Annotated in this window: 13 protein-coding genes; 9 read left to right on the forward strand and 4 right to left on the reverse strand. The window is 69.2% G+C overall.

What is annotated here, in order from left to right; genetic code table 11:
- Nucleotides 1-58 precede the first annotated feature (58 nt).
- Entirely contained in the window at nucleotides 59-1,603 is a 1,545-nt protein-coding gene (locus tag GF068_RS07235) for a MopE-related protein (RefSeq protein WP_153818602.1), read from the reverse strand.
- A 116-nt stretch (nucleotides 1,604-1,719) separates the two neighbouring features.
- On the opposite strand from GF068_RS07235, the gene GF068_RS07240 reads away from it, so the two are divergent.
- From GF068_RS07240 to GF068_RS44170, 3 genes are all read left to right on the forward strand, one after another.
- Nucleotides 1,720-2,085: a hypothetical protein gene (locus tag GF068_RS07240; protein ID WP_206079410.1), complete on the forward strand. Its 366-nt coding sequence runs from the start codon at nucleotides 1,720-1,722 to the stop codon at nucleotides 2,083-2,085.
- A 247-nt stretch (nucleotides 2,086-2,332) separates the two neighbouring features.
- Nucleotides 2,333-2,548 carry a hypothetical protein gene (locus GF068_RS07245; protein WP_153818603.1) on the forward strand — a complete coding sequence of 72 codons (216 nt, stop codon included), beginning with the start codon at nucleotides 2,333-2,335 and terminating at the stop codon, nucleotides 2,546-2,548.
- Between the two features lie 70 nt (nucleotides 2,549-2,618).
- A complete protein-coding gene (locus tag GF068_RS44170) occupies nucleotides 2,619-4,874 on the forward strand; it encodes an FG-GAP repeat domain-containing protein (protein WP_153818604.1) in 2,256 nt (751 codons plus the stop codon).
- Nucleotides 4,875-4,950: 76 nt separating this feature from the next.
- Here the strand turns inward: GF068_RS44170 and GF068_RS46140 are convergent, their stop codons facing one another.
- Nucleotides 4,951-8,340 carry a DUF4215 domain-containing protein gene (locus tag GF068_RS46140; RefSeq protein WP_153818605.1) on the reverse strand — a complete coding sequence of 1,130 codons (3,390 nt, stop codon included), beginning with the start codon at nucleotides 8,338-8,340 and terminating at the stop codon, nucleotides 4,951-4,953.
- A 161-nt stretch (nucleotides 8,341-8,501) separates the two neighbouring features.
- Between GF068_RS46140 and GF068_RS07260 the strand changes: the two genes are divergently transcribed.
- The 6 genes from GF068_RS07260 (at nucleotide 8,502) to GF068_RS07285 (ending at nucleotide 14,786) form a co-directional block, all read left to right on the forward strand.
- Nucleotides 8,502-9,545 (forward strand): FHA domain-containing protein, encoded by a 1,044-nt coding sequence (locus GF068_RS07260; protein ID WP_153818606.1) that lies wholly within the window; start codon nucleotides 8,502-8,504, stop codon nucleotides 9,543-9,545.
- A 226-nt stretch (nucleotides 9,546-9,771) separates the two neighbouring features.
- Nucleotides 9,772-10,563 (forward strand): creatininase family protein, encoded by a 792-nt coding sequence (locus tag GF068_RS07265; protein ID WP_153818607.1) that lies wholly within the window; start codon nucleotides 9,772-9,774, stop codon nucleotides 10,561-10,563.
- Between the two features lie 19 nt (nucleotides 10,564-10,582).
- A complete protein-coding gene (locus GF068_RS07270; RefSeq protein ID WP_170319347.1) occupies nucleotides 10,583-11,350 on the forward strand; it encodes a Phenylacetic acid catabolic protein in 768 nt (255 codons plus the stop codon).
- 439 nt (nucleotides 11,351-11,789) lie between these two features.
- Nucleotides 11,790-12,227 carry a hypothetical protein gene (locus tag GF068_RS07275; protein ID WP_153818609.1) on the forward strand — a complete coding sequence of 146 codons (438 nt, stop codon included), beginning with the start codon at nucleotides 11,790-11,792 and terminating at the stop codon, nucleotides 12,225-12,227.
- A 134-nt stretch (nucleotides 12,228-12,361) separates the two neighbouring features.
- Nucleotides 12,362-13,939, forward strand: a complete 1,578-nt coding sequence (locus GF068_RS07280; RefSeq protein ID WP_153818610.1) for a carboxypeptidase-like regulatory domain-containing protein — start codon at nucleotides 12,362-12,364, stop codon at nucleotides 13,937-13,939.
- Between the two features lie 82 nt (nucleotides 13,940-14,021).
- Nucleotides 14,022-14,786, forward strand: coding sequence for a YkgJ family cysteine cluster protein (locus GF068_RS07285; protein ID WP_153818611.1), 765 nt, complete (start codon nucleotides 14,022-14,024; stop codon nucleotides 14,784-14,786).
- A 61-nt stretch (nucleotides 14,787-14,847) separates the two neighbouring features.
- On the opposite strand, the gene GF068_RS43420 is transcribed toward GF068_RS07285, so the two are convergent.
- Together GF068_RS43420 and GF068_RS07295 are read right to left on the reverse strand one after the other, a co-directional pair.
- Complete coding sequence (locus GF068_RS43420; protein WP_170319327.1) at nucleotides 14,848-16,623, reverse strand: hypothetical protein; 1,776 nt, start codon at nucleotides 16,621-16,623, stop codon at nucleotides 14,848-14,850.
- A gap of 98 nt (nucleotides 16,624-16,721) precedes the next feature.
- A complete protein-coding gene (locus GF068_RS07295) occupies nucleotides 16,722-18,386 on the reverse strand; it encodes an alpha-amylase family glycosyl hydrolase (protein ID WP_153818612.1) in 1,665 nt (554 codons plus the stop codon).
- Nucleotide 18,387 lies beyond the last annotated feature (1 nt).

An 18,387-nucleotide genomic window follows, 5' to 3' on the forward strand; every position in this document is an offset into this window, starting at 1 on the left:
ACCACACACACGACACCCAGAACGGATTTCTACCGAACGAGCGTGCGCCGCTCGGCTGCTACGGCCTGTACGTCGTCGGGGTCGCGAGCTTGCCCGGCGACCAGCGGAAATAGTCCAGGATCGAGGCCGAATCGAAGATGCCGTCCGACGAGTCCCAGACGATGAACTCCACCGTCGCGATCTCGCCGGGCACGATCGGCGCCTCCGTCGTGAGCCAGCCCGTGCTCCCGCCGATCGAGCTCGCCGTGTTGTTGCACGGCATGTCCACGGCGTCGTACCCCGTGCCCGCGAGCTCGGCCTTGCCGCCCGAGCAGAAGTTGAAGCCCGGCGTGCCGAAGCAACCCGTCGGCCCCGCCACGCAACGATCGAAGAAATTCAGGTTCACCGAGCCCGGCGTCCCCTGCCCGTCGAACACCACGTTCCGGTTGTTCGCGATCCCCGACGCGCCCGTCTTCAAGAGGACGACCCAGAGGTCGTTGAACGGAGAACAAGCGTACTCCGGGTACTCGGACGACCAGTACGCGTGATCAAAGGCGAAGCTGCTCGCGTTCGTCGGCGTTCGCACCTGGATCTTGAGGTTGACCGGGTTGAACGCGGTGGACGCGAAGGGGACGGGGCAGCCCGATTTGTTGGTGGGGAAGCCGGGGGGCGTCGGCGACTGCGTGCCGGTGTCCGTGCCGCCTTGCGGCGTGCCGAACTGGAAGTACGGCTGGCTCGGCGTGGCGGCGAGGCCGGTCGAGAGGAAAACGAAGTTCTCGTTCGCGCGCGGGCCAAGCACGTCGCCCATCGAGGTGATGATCGCGTGTGACTGCGAGAACGGCTGGCCCGTGCCGTCCGCGAGGCGAAGCTCGGCGCTGACGACGCCCCAGCGCTTGTTCGGGCCGGTCGCGTTCAGCGTGGTCGTCTGGCAGAGCTCGATCGACCTCGCGTAGTCGAGCGCATCCTGCGAGGTGTACTGGAGCCCCGCGCCGCAAGCGGTGTTCGGGTTGTCGATCACGCCGTCGCAGTCGTCGTCCTTGCCGTTCGGGAAGTCGAAGGCGCCCGGGTTGACCAGCGGATCCGCATCGTCGCAGTCGCCGTCGCAGATCGACCAGCCGTCGCCGTCGGCGTCCGGGCAGGGGCCGACGTCCCCCGGCACGTCGTCGACGACATCCATCGAGACATCCACAGGGACGTCCTCGACGACGTCCTCCACCACGTCGACGGCGACGTCCTCGACCACGTCGACGACAACATCCTCGACCACGTCGACGGGCGCGTCCTCGACCACGTCGACGGGCGCGTCCTCGACCACGTCCTCGACCACGTCGACGGGGACATCCGCGACCACGTCCTCGACCACGTCCGCGACCACGTCGACGGGCGCGTCCTCGACCACGTCGAAGGGCACGTCGACGGGGATATCCGTCATCACGTCGACGACGACGTCGGACGAGACGTCGTGGTCCGCGTCCTCGCCGGCGTCCTTGCCGGCGTCGTCTTCGTCCTCGTCGAGGACGTCATCGTCCTCGATGTCGGTGCGCGCACCGCAGCCGGGCACGAGCCAGACGGCCGGCGTGGCGAGCGCAACCAGAACGAGACCCCAGCGGAAAGAAAAGCGCACGACGAAAGCCTCCCGAGCAGCACCCCCGCGACAGCGCGCACCGTCGCCCGCCCGGAGACTAACAGGAAACGCAGGAAACGTACGCGCTCCGCCTCGAACGGGAGTACGCTCGCGGGATGGAGCTCGGGCGGCTCCTCCAGGAGCTCATCCAGGCCGCGCGCAAGGCCGGCATCACCGTGCGCTCCGAGTCCTTCGACCCCTCGCTCTCCGACGGCGGCAAGAAGTGGCGCGGAGGGCTCTGCACCATCCGCGGCAAGCGCGTGATCCTCGTGGACGAACGCGCGCCGCTCGTCGACCGCATCGCCACCGTCGCCGCCTCGCTCGCCAGCGTCGACCTCGAGCACGTGTTCTTGCCGCCCATCGTCCGCGCGACGATCGGCGCCTACCAGCGCGAGTCCGCCGAGCGGCCCGTCCCGAACGCGACCGTCCCGCTCCCCCCCGTGCGCGCGCGTCTCCGCCGGACCGACGACGAAGACCCCTGAACGGGCGCGCGCCGGTTCGTCCACGATCCGCCGCGCGGCGGCTCGCCACGATTGCGCGAAAAGGGAACGTTTCCAGGATGGCACATGGGTTGCTCTGTAATGGCGCGCGCCTCGTGCGCGTCGGAGGAGCCACGGGCCCGCACCTTCCGTACCGTCTTCGGGCCCTCTGGATCTCTCGCGCTTTCTTCCCATGACGCAATCACCCTCCCGCCGTACGCCGAGCGTGCCGCCGAGCGACCTGGCGCGCGTGAAGCGCCCTTCCCAGAGCGTGCCGCCGCCTCCGGCCGCGCCGGGGCTCGAAGGCGCCGCCGCCGCGCTCCACGACGCCACCACCGTGCTGGAAGGCGCCGCCGCCCGGCTCGCCGCGCTCCGGCCCCGCCAGCGCACGAGCACGGTCACAAAGGCGACACCCACGCCGACCGGCATGCCCGCCGAACGAGACCGCGAACGAGACCGAACGTAGAGGACATAGCTGCCATCGGCTTGACGCGCCCTTTCTTCCTCGTTCTCCTTGCCGCCTCTTGGAGGTTCAGATGCAGAGAACGATGACGGCGATCGGCTCGATTTTGCTCTTGGCGCTCGGGGCCGGCGCAGGTTGTGGGAGCGGCGGCGAAGGGACGGGCAGCGGCGCGGGCGCGGGCACCGCGGGGGCCGGCGGAATGGCCGGCGCCGGAGGAATGGCCGGCGCAGGTGGAATGGCCGGCGCAGGTGGTTCGGGCGGCATCTTCGTGCCCGGATGCCCCTCCGGCATCGTCTGCGGCAGCGGCGATTGTTGCGCCGTGGGGTCCGAGTGCGTCATCGACGCCTGCCTGCCGGCCTGCGCCACGAGCGTCCGGTGCGGCGCGGATCTCTCGGTGTGCTGCGGGGCCGGCGAGGTCTGCGTCGCGGATCAATGCGCCAAACCCGGCGGGAGTTGCCTCGACTGGGCCGACTGCGCCGAAGGCGAGTTCTGCGAATCGACGCTCGGCGTGTGCTTGCCGCAGCCGCCCCCGGGCGCCGCGACCTGCGAATACAAGCCGCCCCCCGGCCCGCTCACGCCCGTGCTCGAGTGGTCCTGGACGGAGAGCACCATTTTCCCGACGTTCCACCAGGTCATCAACATGCCCGTGGTCGTCGACCTGGAGAACGACGGCACGCCGGACGTGGTGATCGTGACGTCGAACAGCTTCGACGCGACCCAGGCCGGGTATCTCCGCGCCCTGAACGGCAAGGACGGCGTCGAGAAATGGGGCGCGAACGTGGACGTGTACGCCGACGCGAACCGCGTGCAGCCGCGCATGACGCCCGCGGCGGCGGACATCGACGGCGACGGGTTCGTCGAGATCGTCACGGGCAAGGCGGGCGGCGGCCTCATCGCGTTCGAGCACGACGGCAAGGTCAAGTGGACGAGCCGCCAGACGGACGGCGTCACGCCCTGGAACGTGGCGCTCGCGTCGGCGACGGTGGCCATCGCGGACCTCGAGGGCGACGGCACGGCCGAGATCATCGTGGGCGGCGCCGTCTTCGAATCGACGGGCGTGCTCCGCTTCCACGGCGGCGCGTTCTTCGGGGCGAACGTGAACAACTACGGCGCCGTGAGTATCGTCGCCGACCTCGACGGCGTGATGCCGCAGGAGATCGTGAGCGGGAAGAAGGCGCTCCGGGCAGACGGCGCCACGTACTGGGAGCAGGCCGCGCTCGCCGACGGCTATCCGGCCATCGCGGACCTCGACCTCGACGGAAAGCCCGAGCTCGTCGTGGTCGCGAACGACACGGTGCGCGTGCAGAACCCGACGAACGGCGCGGTCATCGCCAGCGTCGCGATGCCCGGCAATGGCGCGGGCGGCCCGCCGACCATCGCCGATTTCGACGCGGATGGCCGCCCCGAGATCGCGGCCGCGAACGGCACGGCCTACTCGGTCTTCGAGTACGAGGCCGGCGAGGTCGCGATGCTCACCGTGAAATGGCAGCAGGCCACCCAGGACGGCTCCTCGAACCGAACGGGATCAACCGTCTTCGATTTCCAGGGCGACGGCGCGGCCGAGGTCCTCTACAACGACGAGTGTTATTTCCGCGTGTATGCCGGCGCGGACGGCGAGGTGCTCTACCAGGAGCCGAACTCCTCGGCGACCATCCACGAGTACCCGGTCGTCGCCGACGTCGACGGCGACAACAACACCGAGGTCGTCGTCCCGGCGAACGACCTCAACCACAAGAGCGGCTCGCCCTCCTGCCCGTACGGCGTCGCCGGCGCGCGGCACGGCATCTACGTCTACGGCGACGCGAACGACAACTGGGTGCGGACGCGCAAGATCTGGAACCAGCACGCCTATCACCTCACGAACGTGAACGCGAACGGCACCGTGCCCTCGCCCGAGCCCGCGAGCTGGCTCGGCCCCTTCGGCCTCAACAATTATCGCCAATCGAACCAGGGCGCGGGCGTCTTCAACGCCCCCGACCTCAAGGTCAGCCTCGAGGCCTCGCTCGCCCCCTGCCCGGGCGCCGTGGAGCTCCGGGCGTTCGTGCAAAACAAGGGCACGAACGGCGTCGGCCCCGGCGTGAAGGTGCGGTTTTACCGCGGCGACGGGCCGAGCGGCGCGTTCATCGGCGAGGCGATGACGACGAAGGCGCTCCTGCCCGGCCAGTACGAGCTCGTCACGATGAAATACACGACGCTCGCGAGCGACGTCGTCATGTCGTTCTACGTCGAGGTCGACAAGGACGAGAATGGGCAGAGCAGCGAGAACGAATGCCTGGAGGACAACAACGGCACGACGCTCGGCGGCGTCGAGTGCGGCAGCTTGAACTGATCCAAAAAAGAAGGGCGGACCCACGCGGGCCCGCCCTTCTCGTCACAGCGCGGGCCTCTCGCGGGCCCGCGCCTCCTCACGCGGCCTTGCGCCGCCGCCCGATCACGAGGCCGAGCGCGCCGAGCACGAGCACGAGCCCGCCCGCGGGGCCGTCGCCCGCGCCGGGCGCCGTCCGGCAGCCGCAGCCTTCGTCGGCCGTCGGCACACCGCCGCCGCCCGCGCCGCCGCGACCACCTTCGCCACCGGCGCCGCCGGTGCCACCTTCGCCGCCCGCGCCGCCGCCGCCACCTTCGCCGCCAGCGCCACCGGCGCCGCCGCCGCCGCCTGCGCCGCCCTGGCCCTCATCGGCGCACGACGCGCTGCAACCGTCGCCGTCCGCCTGATTGCCGTCGTCGCACTCCTCGACGCCCGATTGCACGAACCCGTCGCCGCAGCTCGCCGCGAGGCACGTCGTGAGGCACGCGTCCGTGTCGACCATGTTGCCGTCATCGCAGGCTTCGCCCGGCCCGACGACCCCGTCGCCGCAGCCCGGCAGCGAGCAGTTGTTCCGACACGCGTCGTCGTCGACCATGTTCCCGTCGTCGCAGGCCTCGACGCCCGATTGCACGAACCCGTCTCCGCAGCTCGCCGCCGTGCAGCCGACGAGGCACGCGTCCGTGTCGTTCGCATTTCCGTCGTCGCAAGGCTCGACGCCCACCTGGACGAACCCGTCGCCGCAGCTCGCCGTAACGCATTGGTTCAGGCACGCGTCCGCGTTGCTCGCGTTGCCGTCGTCGCATTGCTCGGCGCCGGCCTGCACGTACCCGTCGCCGCAGCTCGCCTGCACGCAGATGTTGAGGCACGCGTCCGTGTTCGACACGTTGCCGTCGTCGCATTGCTCGACGCCCATCTGCACCTGACCGTCGCCGCACTTCGCGGGGACGCACGTGCTCAAGCACGCGTCGCCGTTGCTCTGGTTGCCGTCGTCGCACTGCTCGAAGCCCATGCGGACGACGCCGTCGCCGCACTTGGCCTGCGTGCAGCTATTGAGGCAGGCGTCCGTGTCCACCATGTTCGCGTCGTCGCACTCCTCGACGCCGGCCCGGACGATTCCATCGCCGCAGATCGCCTGCTTGCAGGAATTCGTGCATGCGTCCGTGTCCACCGTGTTGGCGTCGTCGCATTGCTCGCCCACCTGCACGACGCCGTCGCCGCACGCCGGCGCCTTGCAGCTATTCGTGCAGGTGTCGTCGTTCGTCGTGTTGCCGTCGTCGCATTGCTCGATGCCCGTCTGCACGTAGCCGTCGCCGCAGGTCGCGGCCTTGCAGCCCATGACGCAGGCGTCGTTGTTCGTCATGTTCGCGTCGTCGCACTCCTCGACGCCGGTCTCGACGAACCCGTCGCCGCAGGCGGCCGTCACGCACGTCGCGAGGCAGGCGTCGTTGTTCGACGCGTTCCCGTCGTCGCATTGCTCGGGGCCGTTCTTCGTGCCGTCGCCGCAGTAGGGCCCGGGGCCCGAGCAGTCGGCCTTGCACTTGCCGTATTGCCCGTTCGCCGCCCCGTCGTCGCACGCCTCGCCCGCGCCGAGGGCGCCGTCGCCGCAGACCGACGCCGGCGCGAACTCGTAGGCGCCCATGTCGAACTCGGCGCCGTTCAGGCCGTCGCCGTCGAGCGGCCGCGTCGTGCCCTCGATGTCCTTCGCGGGCGCGCCCGACGCCGTCCCCGTGTCGATGCAGAAGCTCGACGCCTGGAGCTTCAAATTCGACGGCGCCGTGACATAAAGCGGGTTCGCCGAGATCGTCCCCGCGCCCGCGCTCGCCCCCGAGTAATCCGTCGAGTTTCCCCAGACGTCCGAGTACGTCACCGTCACCGTCGACGAACCGCCGCCCGCCTCCCGGAAAATCCCGGTCGAGTGGTTCGTCACGATCGAATTCGTGATCGTCACCGTCAAGGTCGGCGAGGCCGTGTACGTGTGCACGCCGTACGAGCCGTTGCTGTAGAACGTCGAGTTCATGATCGAGAGCGCCACGCTCCCCGCGCCCGACGCGTACACGTACACGCCGCGGCTCCCGTTGTTCCGGAGGATCGCGTTCGTGATCGAGCCGCCGCCCGTCCCGGTGTAATACACGCCGTACGAGTTCGTGTGCGCCGTGAACCCCTCCAGCGCGTGCGTGCCCTCCGTCACGTGAATGCCGTATTGCGCGTCCGAGATCGTCACGCCGGAGAACACGTTGTTCACCGACGGCTGCCGGAGCACGACCCCGTACCATCTCCCTGCGCCCGCCGTCGTGCTCGCGAGCGTGACGGGCTGCGCCGCCGTCCCCTTCGAGATCAGCGTGCCTCGCACGATGAACTCCGCCTCGTAGTTGTCGAGACCGGACCCCATCTGGTCGTTCACCGCGAAACGCAACGTCACGCCGGGATCGAGCGTCAGCGTCACCCCCGGCGACACCGTCAGGTCGCCGGGCACCGCGTACGGCGAGCCCGCGAGGTTCAGCGTCGTGTTCGTCCAGAGAACGCCGAGCAGCCCGTTCGTCGCGTCACCCGTGTACGGCAAGGCCCCGATGTCGCCGCCGCCGCTGCCCGCAAAACGCGCGGGCGAGTTCGACGTCAGCCGCACGTTCGGCGCGCCGACGTAGAGCGGATTCGACGAGAAGCTCCCCGTGCCCGCGGTCGCCCCCGAATAGTTCGTCGAGTTTCCCCAGACGTCCGAGTACGTCACCGTCACCGTCGACGAACCGCCGCCCGTCTCCCGGAAAATCCCGGTCGAGTGGTTCGTCACGATCGAATTCGTGATCGTCACCGTCAAGGTCGGCGAGGCCGTGTACGTGTGCACGCCGTACGAGCCGTTGCTGTACAACGTCGAGTTCGTGATCGAGAGCGACACGCTCCCCGCGCCCGACGCGTACACGTACACGCCGCGGCTCCCGTTGTTCCGGAGGATCGCGTTCGAGATCGAGCCGCCGCCCGTCGCGGTGTAATACACGCCGTACGAGTTCGTGTGCGCCGTGAACCCGTCGAGCGTGGGGGTCCCGGCGCTCACGTGGAACCCGTACTGCGCGTTCTGCACGACGAGGTTCGTCGTCGTGAGCACGGCCCCGGCCGTGTCGACGACGACGCCGTACCACGCCCCCGCCCCTGCGCCGCTCGTCTGGGACCGGAACGTCACCGGGCTCGCCGCGGTGCCCTGCACCTCCAGCGTGCCGCGGATCGTCGCCTCGACCTCGCTCGTGTCCTTGCCGGTGGCGAGCCCGTCCGACGTGGCGAACTGCACCTCGACGCCGGCCTGGATCGTGAGCTTCGCGCCCACGGGGACGGTGATGTCCCCTTGCACGTAGTACGGGCTCCCGGCCGGGGTCCAGGTCTGGTTGATGATGTTGCCGCCCGGGATCGTCGTCGCGGCGTGCGCCGCGCGTGGACACGCGAGCAAGAGCAGGGCCCATAAAAGGCCGATCAAGGGAAAACACAGCGCTATCGGGCGCTTCATGACAGGCTCCTCGCAGGAACGTTCACGCGGGCGCGGGGCACCTTTTCCCTTCAAGCCCGACGTGGCGGGCGACGCTAACGCAGGCGATTTCCCGACGCAACGCCCTCCATCGATCCCCGTCTTGCCTCCGCGCCGCTTTCATGCCCCAATGACTCCCAGCGATGAGCGGCTACGACGACGAGGAGGCCGGGGAAGAGACCGGTACATTTGGTCCCCTTTTCGACAACCGCGGCACGATGGCCGCCCTCGCCCCGCAGGACGAAAACCTCCCGGCCCCTCCTCCCCGCACGGCCTTTCTCGTCGCCTACGACCGGCTCGCCGAGCTCGCCTCCGCCGCGCGAAAGCCCGCCTTCGCCGTGGGGATCGTCGACGCGCGCGCGCGCCTCGTCGGGGCCGTCCTCTGCGAGGCGGGCACGCCGCTCACGATCGGGAGGCACACGAAGTGCCGCCTGCAGGTGCCCTCGGCCGCGATCTCGCTCCGCCACATGGCCGGGCTCGTCCTCGCCGACGGCGCCGCGCCGAAGCTCCACGTCTGGGACCTCAACACGAAGCTGCCCTTCCGCACGGAAGACGCAAAGGAGTGCGGCGCGCTCGCCTCCGACGGGCCCACCTACCTCTCGATCGGCTCCTTCGCGCTCTGGTTTTTGCCTTGCTCCCCGGCCCTCTCGTGGCCTGCGCGCGCGGCGGACGCGTGGGGCTCGATGCCCCCGCGCGCGTTCGTCGACAGGCGCGCCCCGACCGCCGCCGAGAAGCGCGGCGGCGTCGACGCATTGCCCCCGCCGCGCCTCCGCGGCGGCCCGTATCGTGGCCTCGAGGAGCCCTCGCGGGTCACCACGCAGGCCTCGCCGCTCCTGCTCGGCGACGACGAGGAGCCCGAGATCGCCTGGGGTACGATCCGCCTGCAGGCCGGCGTGGCGAAGGCGAAGCGGCGCGTCTCGGCCGAGCGCCTCGAGCAAGGCCTGCTCATCGGCCGCTACGAGCGTTGTGGCCTCTCGCTCGGCGAGATCGACAGGAACGTCTCCCGCGTGCATTTCCTCCTCGTCCGCATCGGCGCGGACGTCTGGGCGATCGACACGGGCAGCACGAACGGCGTGCGCAGGAACGGCCGCGCGCTCGAGGCCGAGGTCCTCGCCGACATGGATCGCCTGGAGTTCGGCTCGCGGATGATCCTCGACTGGCAAAGGCTCGCGCACCCCGAGGCGTGAATGACGATTGCTGATTTTCAGGGGCGCGGCCCGGCGCGCCCGAGCGGGCGGGCGGCGCCGCGCCTCGTGACGTTCTCCGCCGCTGCCCCCTATTTCCAGAGCTTCCCGGCCCTCGACCGCACGAACGTGGAATGCAAGCGGGAGGCCAGGACCGTAAATTTCCCCGTCCTCTCGCGATGTACCAGCGTTCGTGCTATCCGATAGGGCCTTCGAAAACCACACGCCGATGCGCGAACGACGCCCATACCTAGCGAATCTCACGACCCAGACGCTGCAATCTCTGCTCACGGGCCCCACGCCGCCCGTCGTGCTCGTCCCGGTCGGCTCCGTCGAGCCGCACGGCCCGCACCTGCCTCTCGGGACGGACACGATCATCGGCGACGCGGTGGCCGAGCGCGCGGCGGCGCTGCTCTACGCGCGGGGGACGGTCGCGCTGGTCGGGCCGGGCGTGCCTTACGGCGTCACGCGGTTCGCCGAGGGGTTCGCCGGCGCCGTGACGGTCACGGAGGCGGCGCTCGTCGCGTTCCTGCGCGCCGTGATCGACGGATATCTCGCGGCGGGCTTTGGCCATGTTTGCCTGGTTTCGAATCACCTCGAGCCTGCGCACGACGCCGCGGTGCGGGCCTCGATCGAGGGGTTTGCTCAGGGCCGGGCCTCCGTGGCCTCGCCGCTCTCGCGCCGCTGGGCGCGCACGCTCACGGCGGAGTTCAAGAGCGGCGCCTGCCACGCGGGGCGGTACGAGACGTCCATCGTGCTCGCCGCTGCCCCGGACACCGTCGATCGGGCGCGTATGGACGCGCTGCCCGCGCTCGGGATCAGCCTCTCGGACGGTATCCGTCAGGGCAAGACGAGCTTCCTCGCCATGGGGATCACGGACGCCTATACGGGCGCGCCGGCCGAGGCCACGGCCGAGGAGGGGCGCGATTCGATCGAGCGGCTCGCCACGATGGTCGTGGGCGAGGTGGAAGATGGTCTCGCCGCGAAGGCCCGCGAAAGCGACGCCTCGCGGAGTCCATGAAGTACCGATAGGGGGGGAAATGACGAAAGCACAGGAGTCCGGCGGCGACGACCGCTGGCAGCGGACGCTCGTCCAGATGATGCAGGGGCAGGCGTACCGCGAGCTCGCGGCGGCGCACCTCTTTGGCCACGGCCTGCAGTTCGTCCCGGAGATGCGCTGGCTCAAGCTCTTCACCTGGCACATCCGCGAGGAGCTCGAGCACTACGAGGCCGTCGCCCGGATGTACCGTGATTTCACGGGCGAGAGCGTCGAGCCGATCGTCAATGCGCGGCTCGAGGAGCGCCCCGTCCCCCTCGCCGGGAGCTTCTACGAGCTCGCGATGGCGCAATTCCTTTACGACCGCGGCGGCTTCTGGCAGCTCCGCGAGTACGAGGAGTGCAGCTTCGAGCCATACCGGAAGGTGGTCCGCAAGATCGTCGAGGAGGAGCGTGGACACCAGGCGCTCGGCGAGCGGCTCGTCGTGGAGCTCACGCGCACGGGGCGATACGACGCGGACAAACAGAAGATCTTCGAGCGATGGCTGCGTCAGGGGCTGCTGTCGTTTGGCCGGCCGGGCAGCGAGGGGGCGAGGTACGCGATCGCGAAGGGGCTCAAGAAGCGGGATCCGGCCGAGGTGATGAGGGATTTCCTCGACGACATCCAGGCGGCGATGCGCCTCGCGGGCCTCGTGCTCCCGCCGCTCGCGGCGCTCGGGATCGAGGGGCCGCAAAGACCCGAGAGCCCCGCGCCGGGGCCCGAGAGCGCGCTGCCGCGGACCGAGCGCAGCGCCGGACAACCCGCGGCCTGACGCCCCTCCGGCGGTGACGGCCGCGCGGCCCTTCCCGACTTGCTCGATTCCACACGCCATTGCATCCACACATCGGAATCATTCGCCCGCGGCATGCGAGTCCCTCCACCGGGGACGGCGCGTGAAGCGCGCATCCCTCGCGAAGAGCGCGCGTCTCTCGCGCGGCGTCGCTCGCATTCGCGGTACGTCCACGCGCGTGGCGGCGAATGCCTCGTCGAATGGAGAGGTGGTAACAAATATCTCCAGCGCGGCTTGCTTGTCCGAGGTCGATTGGTAATGCTTGATGCATAGGAGCTGCTGACGAAGAGGCGCTCCTGAATAGGCAGTTCACTTCGGATCGGAGCGCCCCGTGGAGGTGCATTACGCAGCTCCTCGAAGGCGAGCCAAGTAGTACAAGCTAGTGACACACCTGCTTCGATACGGGGGAAAGAAACACACCATGAAGAAGCTGCTTTCGATTGCGTTCGCCGCCGCGATGATCGTGCCCTCCAGCGCCGCCATGGCCCTGCAGGAGGCTGGGAAGTTCGAGATCTACGTCAACGACGACTTCGCCGGCGTCATGCATCCCTACCTCTACAAGGACGCTGGCAAGGCCTGCCTCTACGTCTCCGAGTGGTACAACCAGGGCTACCTCATCAGCGAGGAGTGCGACCTGCTCGAGCGCAAGACGAAGGGCTACCTGAGCTGCCTCGGCAACAGCTACATCAACTTCCCGACCACGATCGCGAGCGACGTGTATTGCCGCGGCTTCAATGACTGGGGCCTCTCGCTCCAGGTCGAGTACATGCACGTCGGCGAGCACTACGACGGGTTCGCGGGTATCGTGAAGTTCAAGGGTTACCCGTACGTCAGCAACATCGAGGCGTGGGCGTACTGATCGCCCGGCGCGCCAAGGCTTCGGCCTGAATCGATGATCGACGGGCGCCGTCGCTCGCGGGCGGCGGCGCCCGTCTCTCTTGCGCCGCTGATGAGAATCATCCTTTTTTCCCGACAGACGCTGTCGAGGTGAAGATGCAACTGCCCACGAAACGCAACAAGCCTTTCTTCCGCTCTCCGGCCGGATGGGCCACCCTCGGCACCGTGCCGGTCATCGCCCTCGGCGCCTTCCTTCTCTGGCCTTCCGGAGGCACGACGCTCGCCGCCGACGCGACCGACGCCTCGGCCCCGGAGTCGCGCAGCGGATACGTCAATCGCGGCCTCTTCAGCACCGGCGGACCGGCGCCCGACGAGGAGGCGGCCGTGACCATGATCAAGGGTCGTGTCTATTCGATCGACGGAAAGCCCATCGCGGGGGCGCTCGTCAGCGCCACGAGCTTCGCCATCGCCGGCAACCTCCCGACCACGGTCGCGTCGCTCGAGACCGACGACGAGGGCCGCTTCGAGATGAAGCTCGCCGACGGCAGCTACCAGCTCGTCGCGAACAAGCCCGGGTTCGGGCCCTCCTTCTTGCCCGCGCAGACCGGCGAGACCGTCAGCATGGTGCTCACGCAGAGCGGCCGCGTCCGGGGCCGCGTGCTCGACGCGAACAACGCGCCCATGCAGCGCTTCGTGATCGACGTGCTCACCGCCGCGCCCGATAGCTTCGCCGCGCCCACGCCGCTCTTCTCGAAGCGTTACGAGGGGACCGACGGCAGCTTCGAGCTCGACCAGCTCCCCGGCTGGCCCGTCGTCGTCCGCGCGACCGCGGTCGATCACGCCCCGGCATTCTCGAGCCCGATCGCCCTCGAATCGCCGAGCGATACGAAGGACATCGAGCTCGTCCTCGGCGACGGCTGCGTCGTCGAAGGGACGGTGCGCGACACGGCGGGTAACCCGCTCCCGTACGTCTTCGTCAACGCCGAGACGCGCATGGCGGGCGGCGTCAGCGAGGTCTCGATGGAGGCCGCGGCCCGCGCCGAGAGCGACGAGCAGGGGCATTTCCGCATCGAGCACGCCCCCTCGGGCAAGGTCGTCGTGCGCGGCTACGACGGCGATCACGCGTCGAGCTCGGTGACCGTGGACATCAAGGATTGCAAGGTCGACAAACCCGTCGAGCTCGTCATGTCCGACGGCGGCACGATCACCGGCGTGGCGCGCAAGAGCGACGGCAGCCCGCTGCCCGGCGCGCGGCTCACGCTGATGGCGCGCTCGATCGGCTTCGTCAACGTCGTCGCCGACGAGGAGGGGCAATTCCAGTTCGATTCGATCCCGCCGGGCAACAACCGCCTCGAGCTCCTTCATGGCAATCAGCGCACGTCGACCACGGTGCGCGTGGAGGAGGGGACCGTCGCGCAGCGCGACATCACCCTGCACCCGACGGGCACGGGCGAGATTCGCGGCCGGGTCACGGCGGGCAGCGTTCCCCTCGCCGGCGTCCAGATCCTCGTCGCGGCGAACCGCGGCAGGGGCAAGGGGCTCGACATCCGGTATCCCGTGACGGACAAGGACGGCGTTTATCACCTCGAGGGCGTCCCGGGAGGGCATTACGCCGTGAACGTGGTGACCTCCGCGAAGACCGCGGGTGTCGAGGTCGAAGACGGCTCCGTGGCCGTCCTGGACCTCGATGTCACCGAGGAGCCCCCGAAGAGCCTGCGCGAAGAGCTCGAATGACCCAAATCGGCGAGGGCGTCCGTCCCGAGGGGGGACGCCCCGCCCTTTGGCGCGCTGGTTGTGATAGGCTCCGTGCCTCGCCATGCCCGAACCCGCCAAACACCGATTCACCTTCGAGCTCGGCACGCCCGAGGGCACGCTGCGCGCGAACCTCGCCATCCCCGCCGAGCCGATCCGGCTCTCGGACCTCTCGCGCCTCGTGATGCCGCTCGACGAGCAGATCGTCGCCCTCGGCGTCAAGAAGCACCTGCCGACCCTCGGCGCGGTCTCGTGCAAGAAGGGCTGTGATTCCTGCTGCTACCAGCTCGTGCCCATCTCGCCGCCCGAGGCGTTCATGATCCACGACCTCGTCGCGGCGATGCCCGAGGCGCGGCAGGAGGAGGTGCTCACGCGGGTCGTCGACGCCGAGGCGGCGCTCGAGGCGTTCGGGCTCGACGAATCCACCTTCTCGGGGATGGCGAACGACAACGAGCTCCGGAAGCTGCTCATCGCGTGGCACCGACAGGACGTCGCGTGTCCGTTCCTGGAAAACGGCCAATGCACGGCCTACACCTCGCGCCCCTCGGGCTGCCGCGAGTACCTCGTGACGTCGCCGGCGGAGAACTGCTCGAAGCTCGGCGAGACCGTGATCCGGCGGCTGCCGGTGTCGATTCGAATGTCGCTCGCGCTCTCGCGCGTGACCGCCCGCCTGCTCGGCGGCGAGCCCACGATTTTCCCGCTCACGCTGGCCATTGCCTGGGCCGAGGCGCACGAGGAGGAGGGCCTCCGCCGATTCGACGGCTACATGCTCGTGAACATGCTGCTGGAGGAGCTGTCCGGGGGGATACCGGCGGAGAAACCGTCCTGAATCCCAGCCTCACCCCCCAACCCCCTCTCCGCGCGGCGGAGAGGGGGCGAAGAGCGCTGGATCAGGGCGTGATCACGCCCGTGAACATCGTCGAGACCGTATTTCGCTGGGGGGACATGAACGGGGCCGCGAAATCGTCGTTGTCCCGCGCGACGGCCGCGACCTGGACGTAATAATACGACCCGGGCTTCAGCACGCCCTCGGGGATCGCCACGTTCGGGTTCTTGACCGCGATGTTCGCGACGTTGCGGCGCCTCGACATCACGCCGTTCGCGTCCGCGAGATCCGTCAGATCGACGACCGTCACGCGATACCGCGTGGGGCTGCCCAGGGACGGCGCGTCCCAGGTGATCATCGGCGTCGTCCCCACGCCCGTGGTCACCTGATCGTAGGGCGTGTCTTTGCCGGCGACCTTGATGTTCTCGGGCAGGCCGAGCGTCGGGACGACCGGTTTGCCCGTGACCTCGGAGGCGGGCGCGCTGAGGAGGAAGCCGCCGCGGAGCGACTCCGTGGTCATCTCGGGCAGGAGCGTCCGGACGTTCTTGTAGACCTGGACGGAGACACTGGCGAACTCCTGCCCGTGCGTGAACGGATTGCCGTACGAATACGACCGCGCGTGATCGCCGGCGGGCACCAGGGTCCCCGCGTCGCACCCGCTCGGACACGCGGCCGGATCGCAGCCATTGCCGTGGCAGGCGGGATCCGGATTCGTGAACGTGATCCCGTTGGTCACCGAGATGCCGAGCAACGTGGCGAACGCGCCGATCGCGGGAGCAGGGGCGCCGGCATCGTGATCGACGCTGATGCCGGTGAAATGGAGGTCGAACGGGACGTTCGCGAGGAGCGCGTTGAACGCCGAGCCCTTGAAATCGAGGTTGAAGGCCTTCTGCGGGGCCGGCGTGAAGGTGCCCGCCACCACGGACGTGCCGCCGTCCGTCATCGTGAAGGGCGCCGCCTGCAAGAACTCCTTCGTGGACGCGTAGACGTAATGGCTCCAGGGATCGGCGTCGTCGGACGGCGCGCCGACCTGCTCCGCCACGTCGTGCAGGACGGTGAAATCGTCGCCCTTGCTCCCGTCCACGAGGGTCGGGTCGCCGAAGAACCGGACGAACGCCTCGTGCGCGTTGATCTTCCAGGCGGAGAGCTGCGTGGCGCCGTTCGCCGGGGGGTTGTCGTCCGGCGCGCCCCACGAGGGGCCGTAATAGCCGGAGACCATGCCATTGCGTGAATAAAACTGGAGCTGGTCGTCGTTCCCCGAGACGTTGCCCATGTCGTCGACCGTGGCCACCTGCAAGGGGATCGTGAGGGCCGCGTCGATCGTGAGGTACGTCGGCTGCGTCATGGGCGTGAGCTCGGGCCGCCCGCTGAATTCCTGGTCGAGATCAACCGTCCGCGCGTCGGTCGCGATGAACGACCGGAGCGGCGGCGCGTTCGGGAGCAGGGGCGACGGCGCGCCCTCGAGGGCGAGGAGGTACGGCCCCTCGGGCACGCCGGGGATACTGAAATGGCCGTCGGCGTCGATCGTGCCCGGATAGGACTGGACCGTCCCGCCCATGTCGACGAGCGCCTCGATCTTCGACCACAACCTGCTCCGCACGGCGACCTCGCCGGTGCTCGGCTGGTGGACGTCCTTCACGGTCCCCGTCACGCCATCCATGGCGCCGCCCGCCCCGCCGCTGCCGCCGTTGCCGCCGGCGCCGCCATTGCCGCCATTGCCGCCGCTTGCGCCCGCGCCGCCGCTGCCGCCGCTGCCGCCGCTGCCGCCGCCGCTGCCGCCACCACAAGCAGCGGTCGCGGCCATGAGGATCACGAGAGAGATGAAGTTATAGGTGCGCATAAGTGCTCCTTCGACCGTTGATGGTAGCGATCTCCGGGCCCCGGCGGGAAGCATTTTGGCGTCCGGGCATGAATCGGACGATTCTGTCTACCGCAGAATCACGGCCCGAGCACGAGCGCCTCGTACGGCCGCAGCACGGCGTGCCCGTCACGAATCGGGAGCGGCGCGGGGTACGTCGAGGCCAGCGCGGCGCTGCAATTCCCCGGGATCCGCACGCGCCTCGTCGCGTCGTCGAAATGCAAGAGCACGTCCACGACGTCGTCGCCGAACGTCCGGCGATACGCGAGGACCTCGGGCGGGAGGGCGCGCTCGGGGTAGAGCTCGAGCGCGCCGGCCTGGAGCGCGGGTCGCGTCTTGCGGAGCCGGAGCAGGCGGCGATAACAATGCAAGATCGAGGCGGGGTCCCGCTCCTCGGCCTCGACATTGACGAGCTCCGCCGCGGGGTGGACCGGCAGCCAGGGCACGGCGCCGGGCGGCGAGAAGCCCGCGTTTGGCGCGGAGGACCATTGCATCGGCGTGCGGCAGGCGTCGCGGTTCAAGAGGACGCCGGCCGCGTGGAGCCTGCGCGCCACGAAATCGGGGAGGAACCGGTACATCCGCGCGAGCGGATCCCTGGCGGTGGCGAGCGGCAGCTCGAGGTCCCGCATGCCGATCTCCTCGCCATAATAGACGAACGGGATGCCACGCGCCGTGAGCTGCACGGCGGCGCATAACTTCTCGCGCTCGGGGTGGTGGCCGAGCCGCTCGCCGCGCCGGGATCGATCGTGGTTGCCGAAGACCCACGTGGGCACGAGCGGCGCGCGCATCTCGCGTTCGAACTCGCTCACGAGCTCACGAAACCCGGCCGCCGTGAACGGCGCGCGCATGGCCTTGAACAGAAAGACGCTATGCAGCCCGTCCCCGCCTTCCGAATAACGACGGAGCGCGCCCGGTTGCCCGAAGACCTCACCGACCAAAAAGCGCGGCGGATCCTGGAACTCGTCGGCGACGCGCCGGAGCGTGCGGGCGAAGGTGATCGTCTCCGGGTGGTGGAGCGTGCGCCGGTACGACTGGAAGAACCCGTCCGGGTCGTCCTCGCTCGGCAGGATACGCGTCGAGAAGGGGTTGTCCTCGAAGCGCTCGTCCTTGAAGAGCGCGTGGAAGATGTCGAGCCGCAGGCCGTCGAAGCCAAACGCGAGCCACCGCCGGACGACGCCGAGCATGGCCTCCTGGACCTCGGGGTTGCGGTAATCGAGGTCGGGCTGGAAGGGCAAGAAGCTCGCCCAGTACCACTCCTCGGTCCGCGGGTCCCAATGCCAGCCGCGTGGCCCGACGAGGGAGCGCCAGTTGTTCGGGGGCGCCTTGCCGCCGGGCTTCTTGCCGGGCCGCCAGAGGTACCAATTTCGCTTGGGGTTCGTCCGGCTGGAGCGGGACTCCTGAAACCACGGGTGCTCGATCGAGGTATGGTTCAGGACCATGTCCGCGACGACACGAAGGCCCCGCGCGTGCGCCTCGTCGACGAGGCGCCGGACGTCGTCCATCGTGCCGTACTCGGGCGCGACGTCGTCGTAATCGGAGATGTCGTAGCCGAGGTCCTGCTGGGGGCTCCGATAAAACGGGCAGATCCAGAGCGTCTCGACCCCGAGGTCCCGCAGCCAGTCGAGCTTCCGGACGATGCCCGGCAGATCCCCGATCCCGTCGCCGTTCGTATCGAGGAACGAGCGGGGATAGATCTGATAAACGGTCGTCCGCGCCCACCAGGGCGGAAGCTCGGCGCCTCGCATG

Source organism: Polyangium spumosum (genome assembly GCF_009649845.1).
GTDB lineage: Bacteria > Myxococcota_A > Polyangia > Polyangiales > Polyangiaceae > Polyangium > Polyangium spumosum.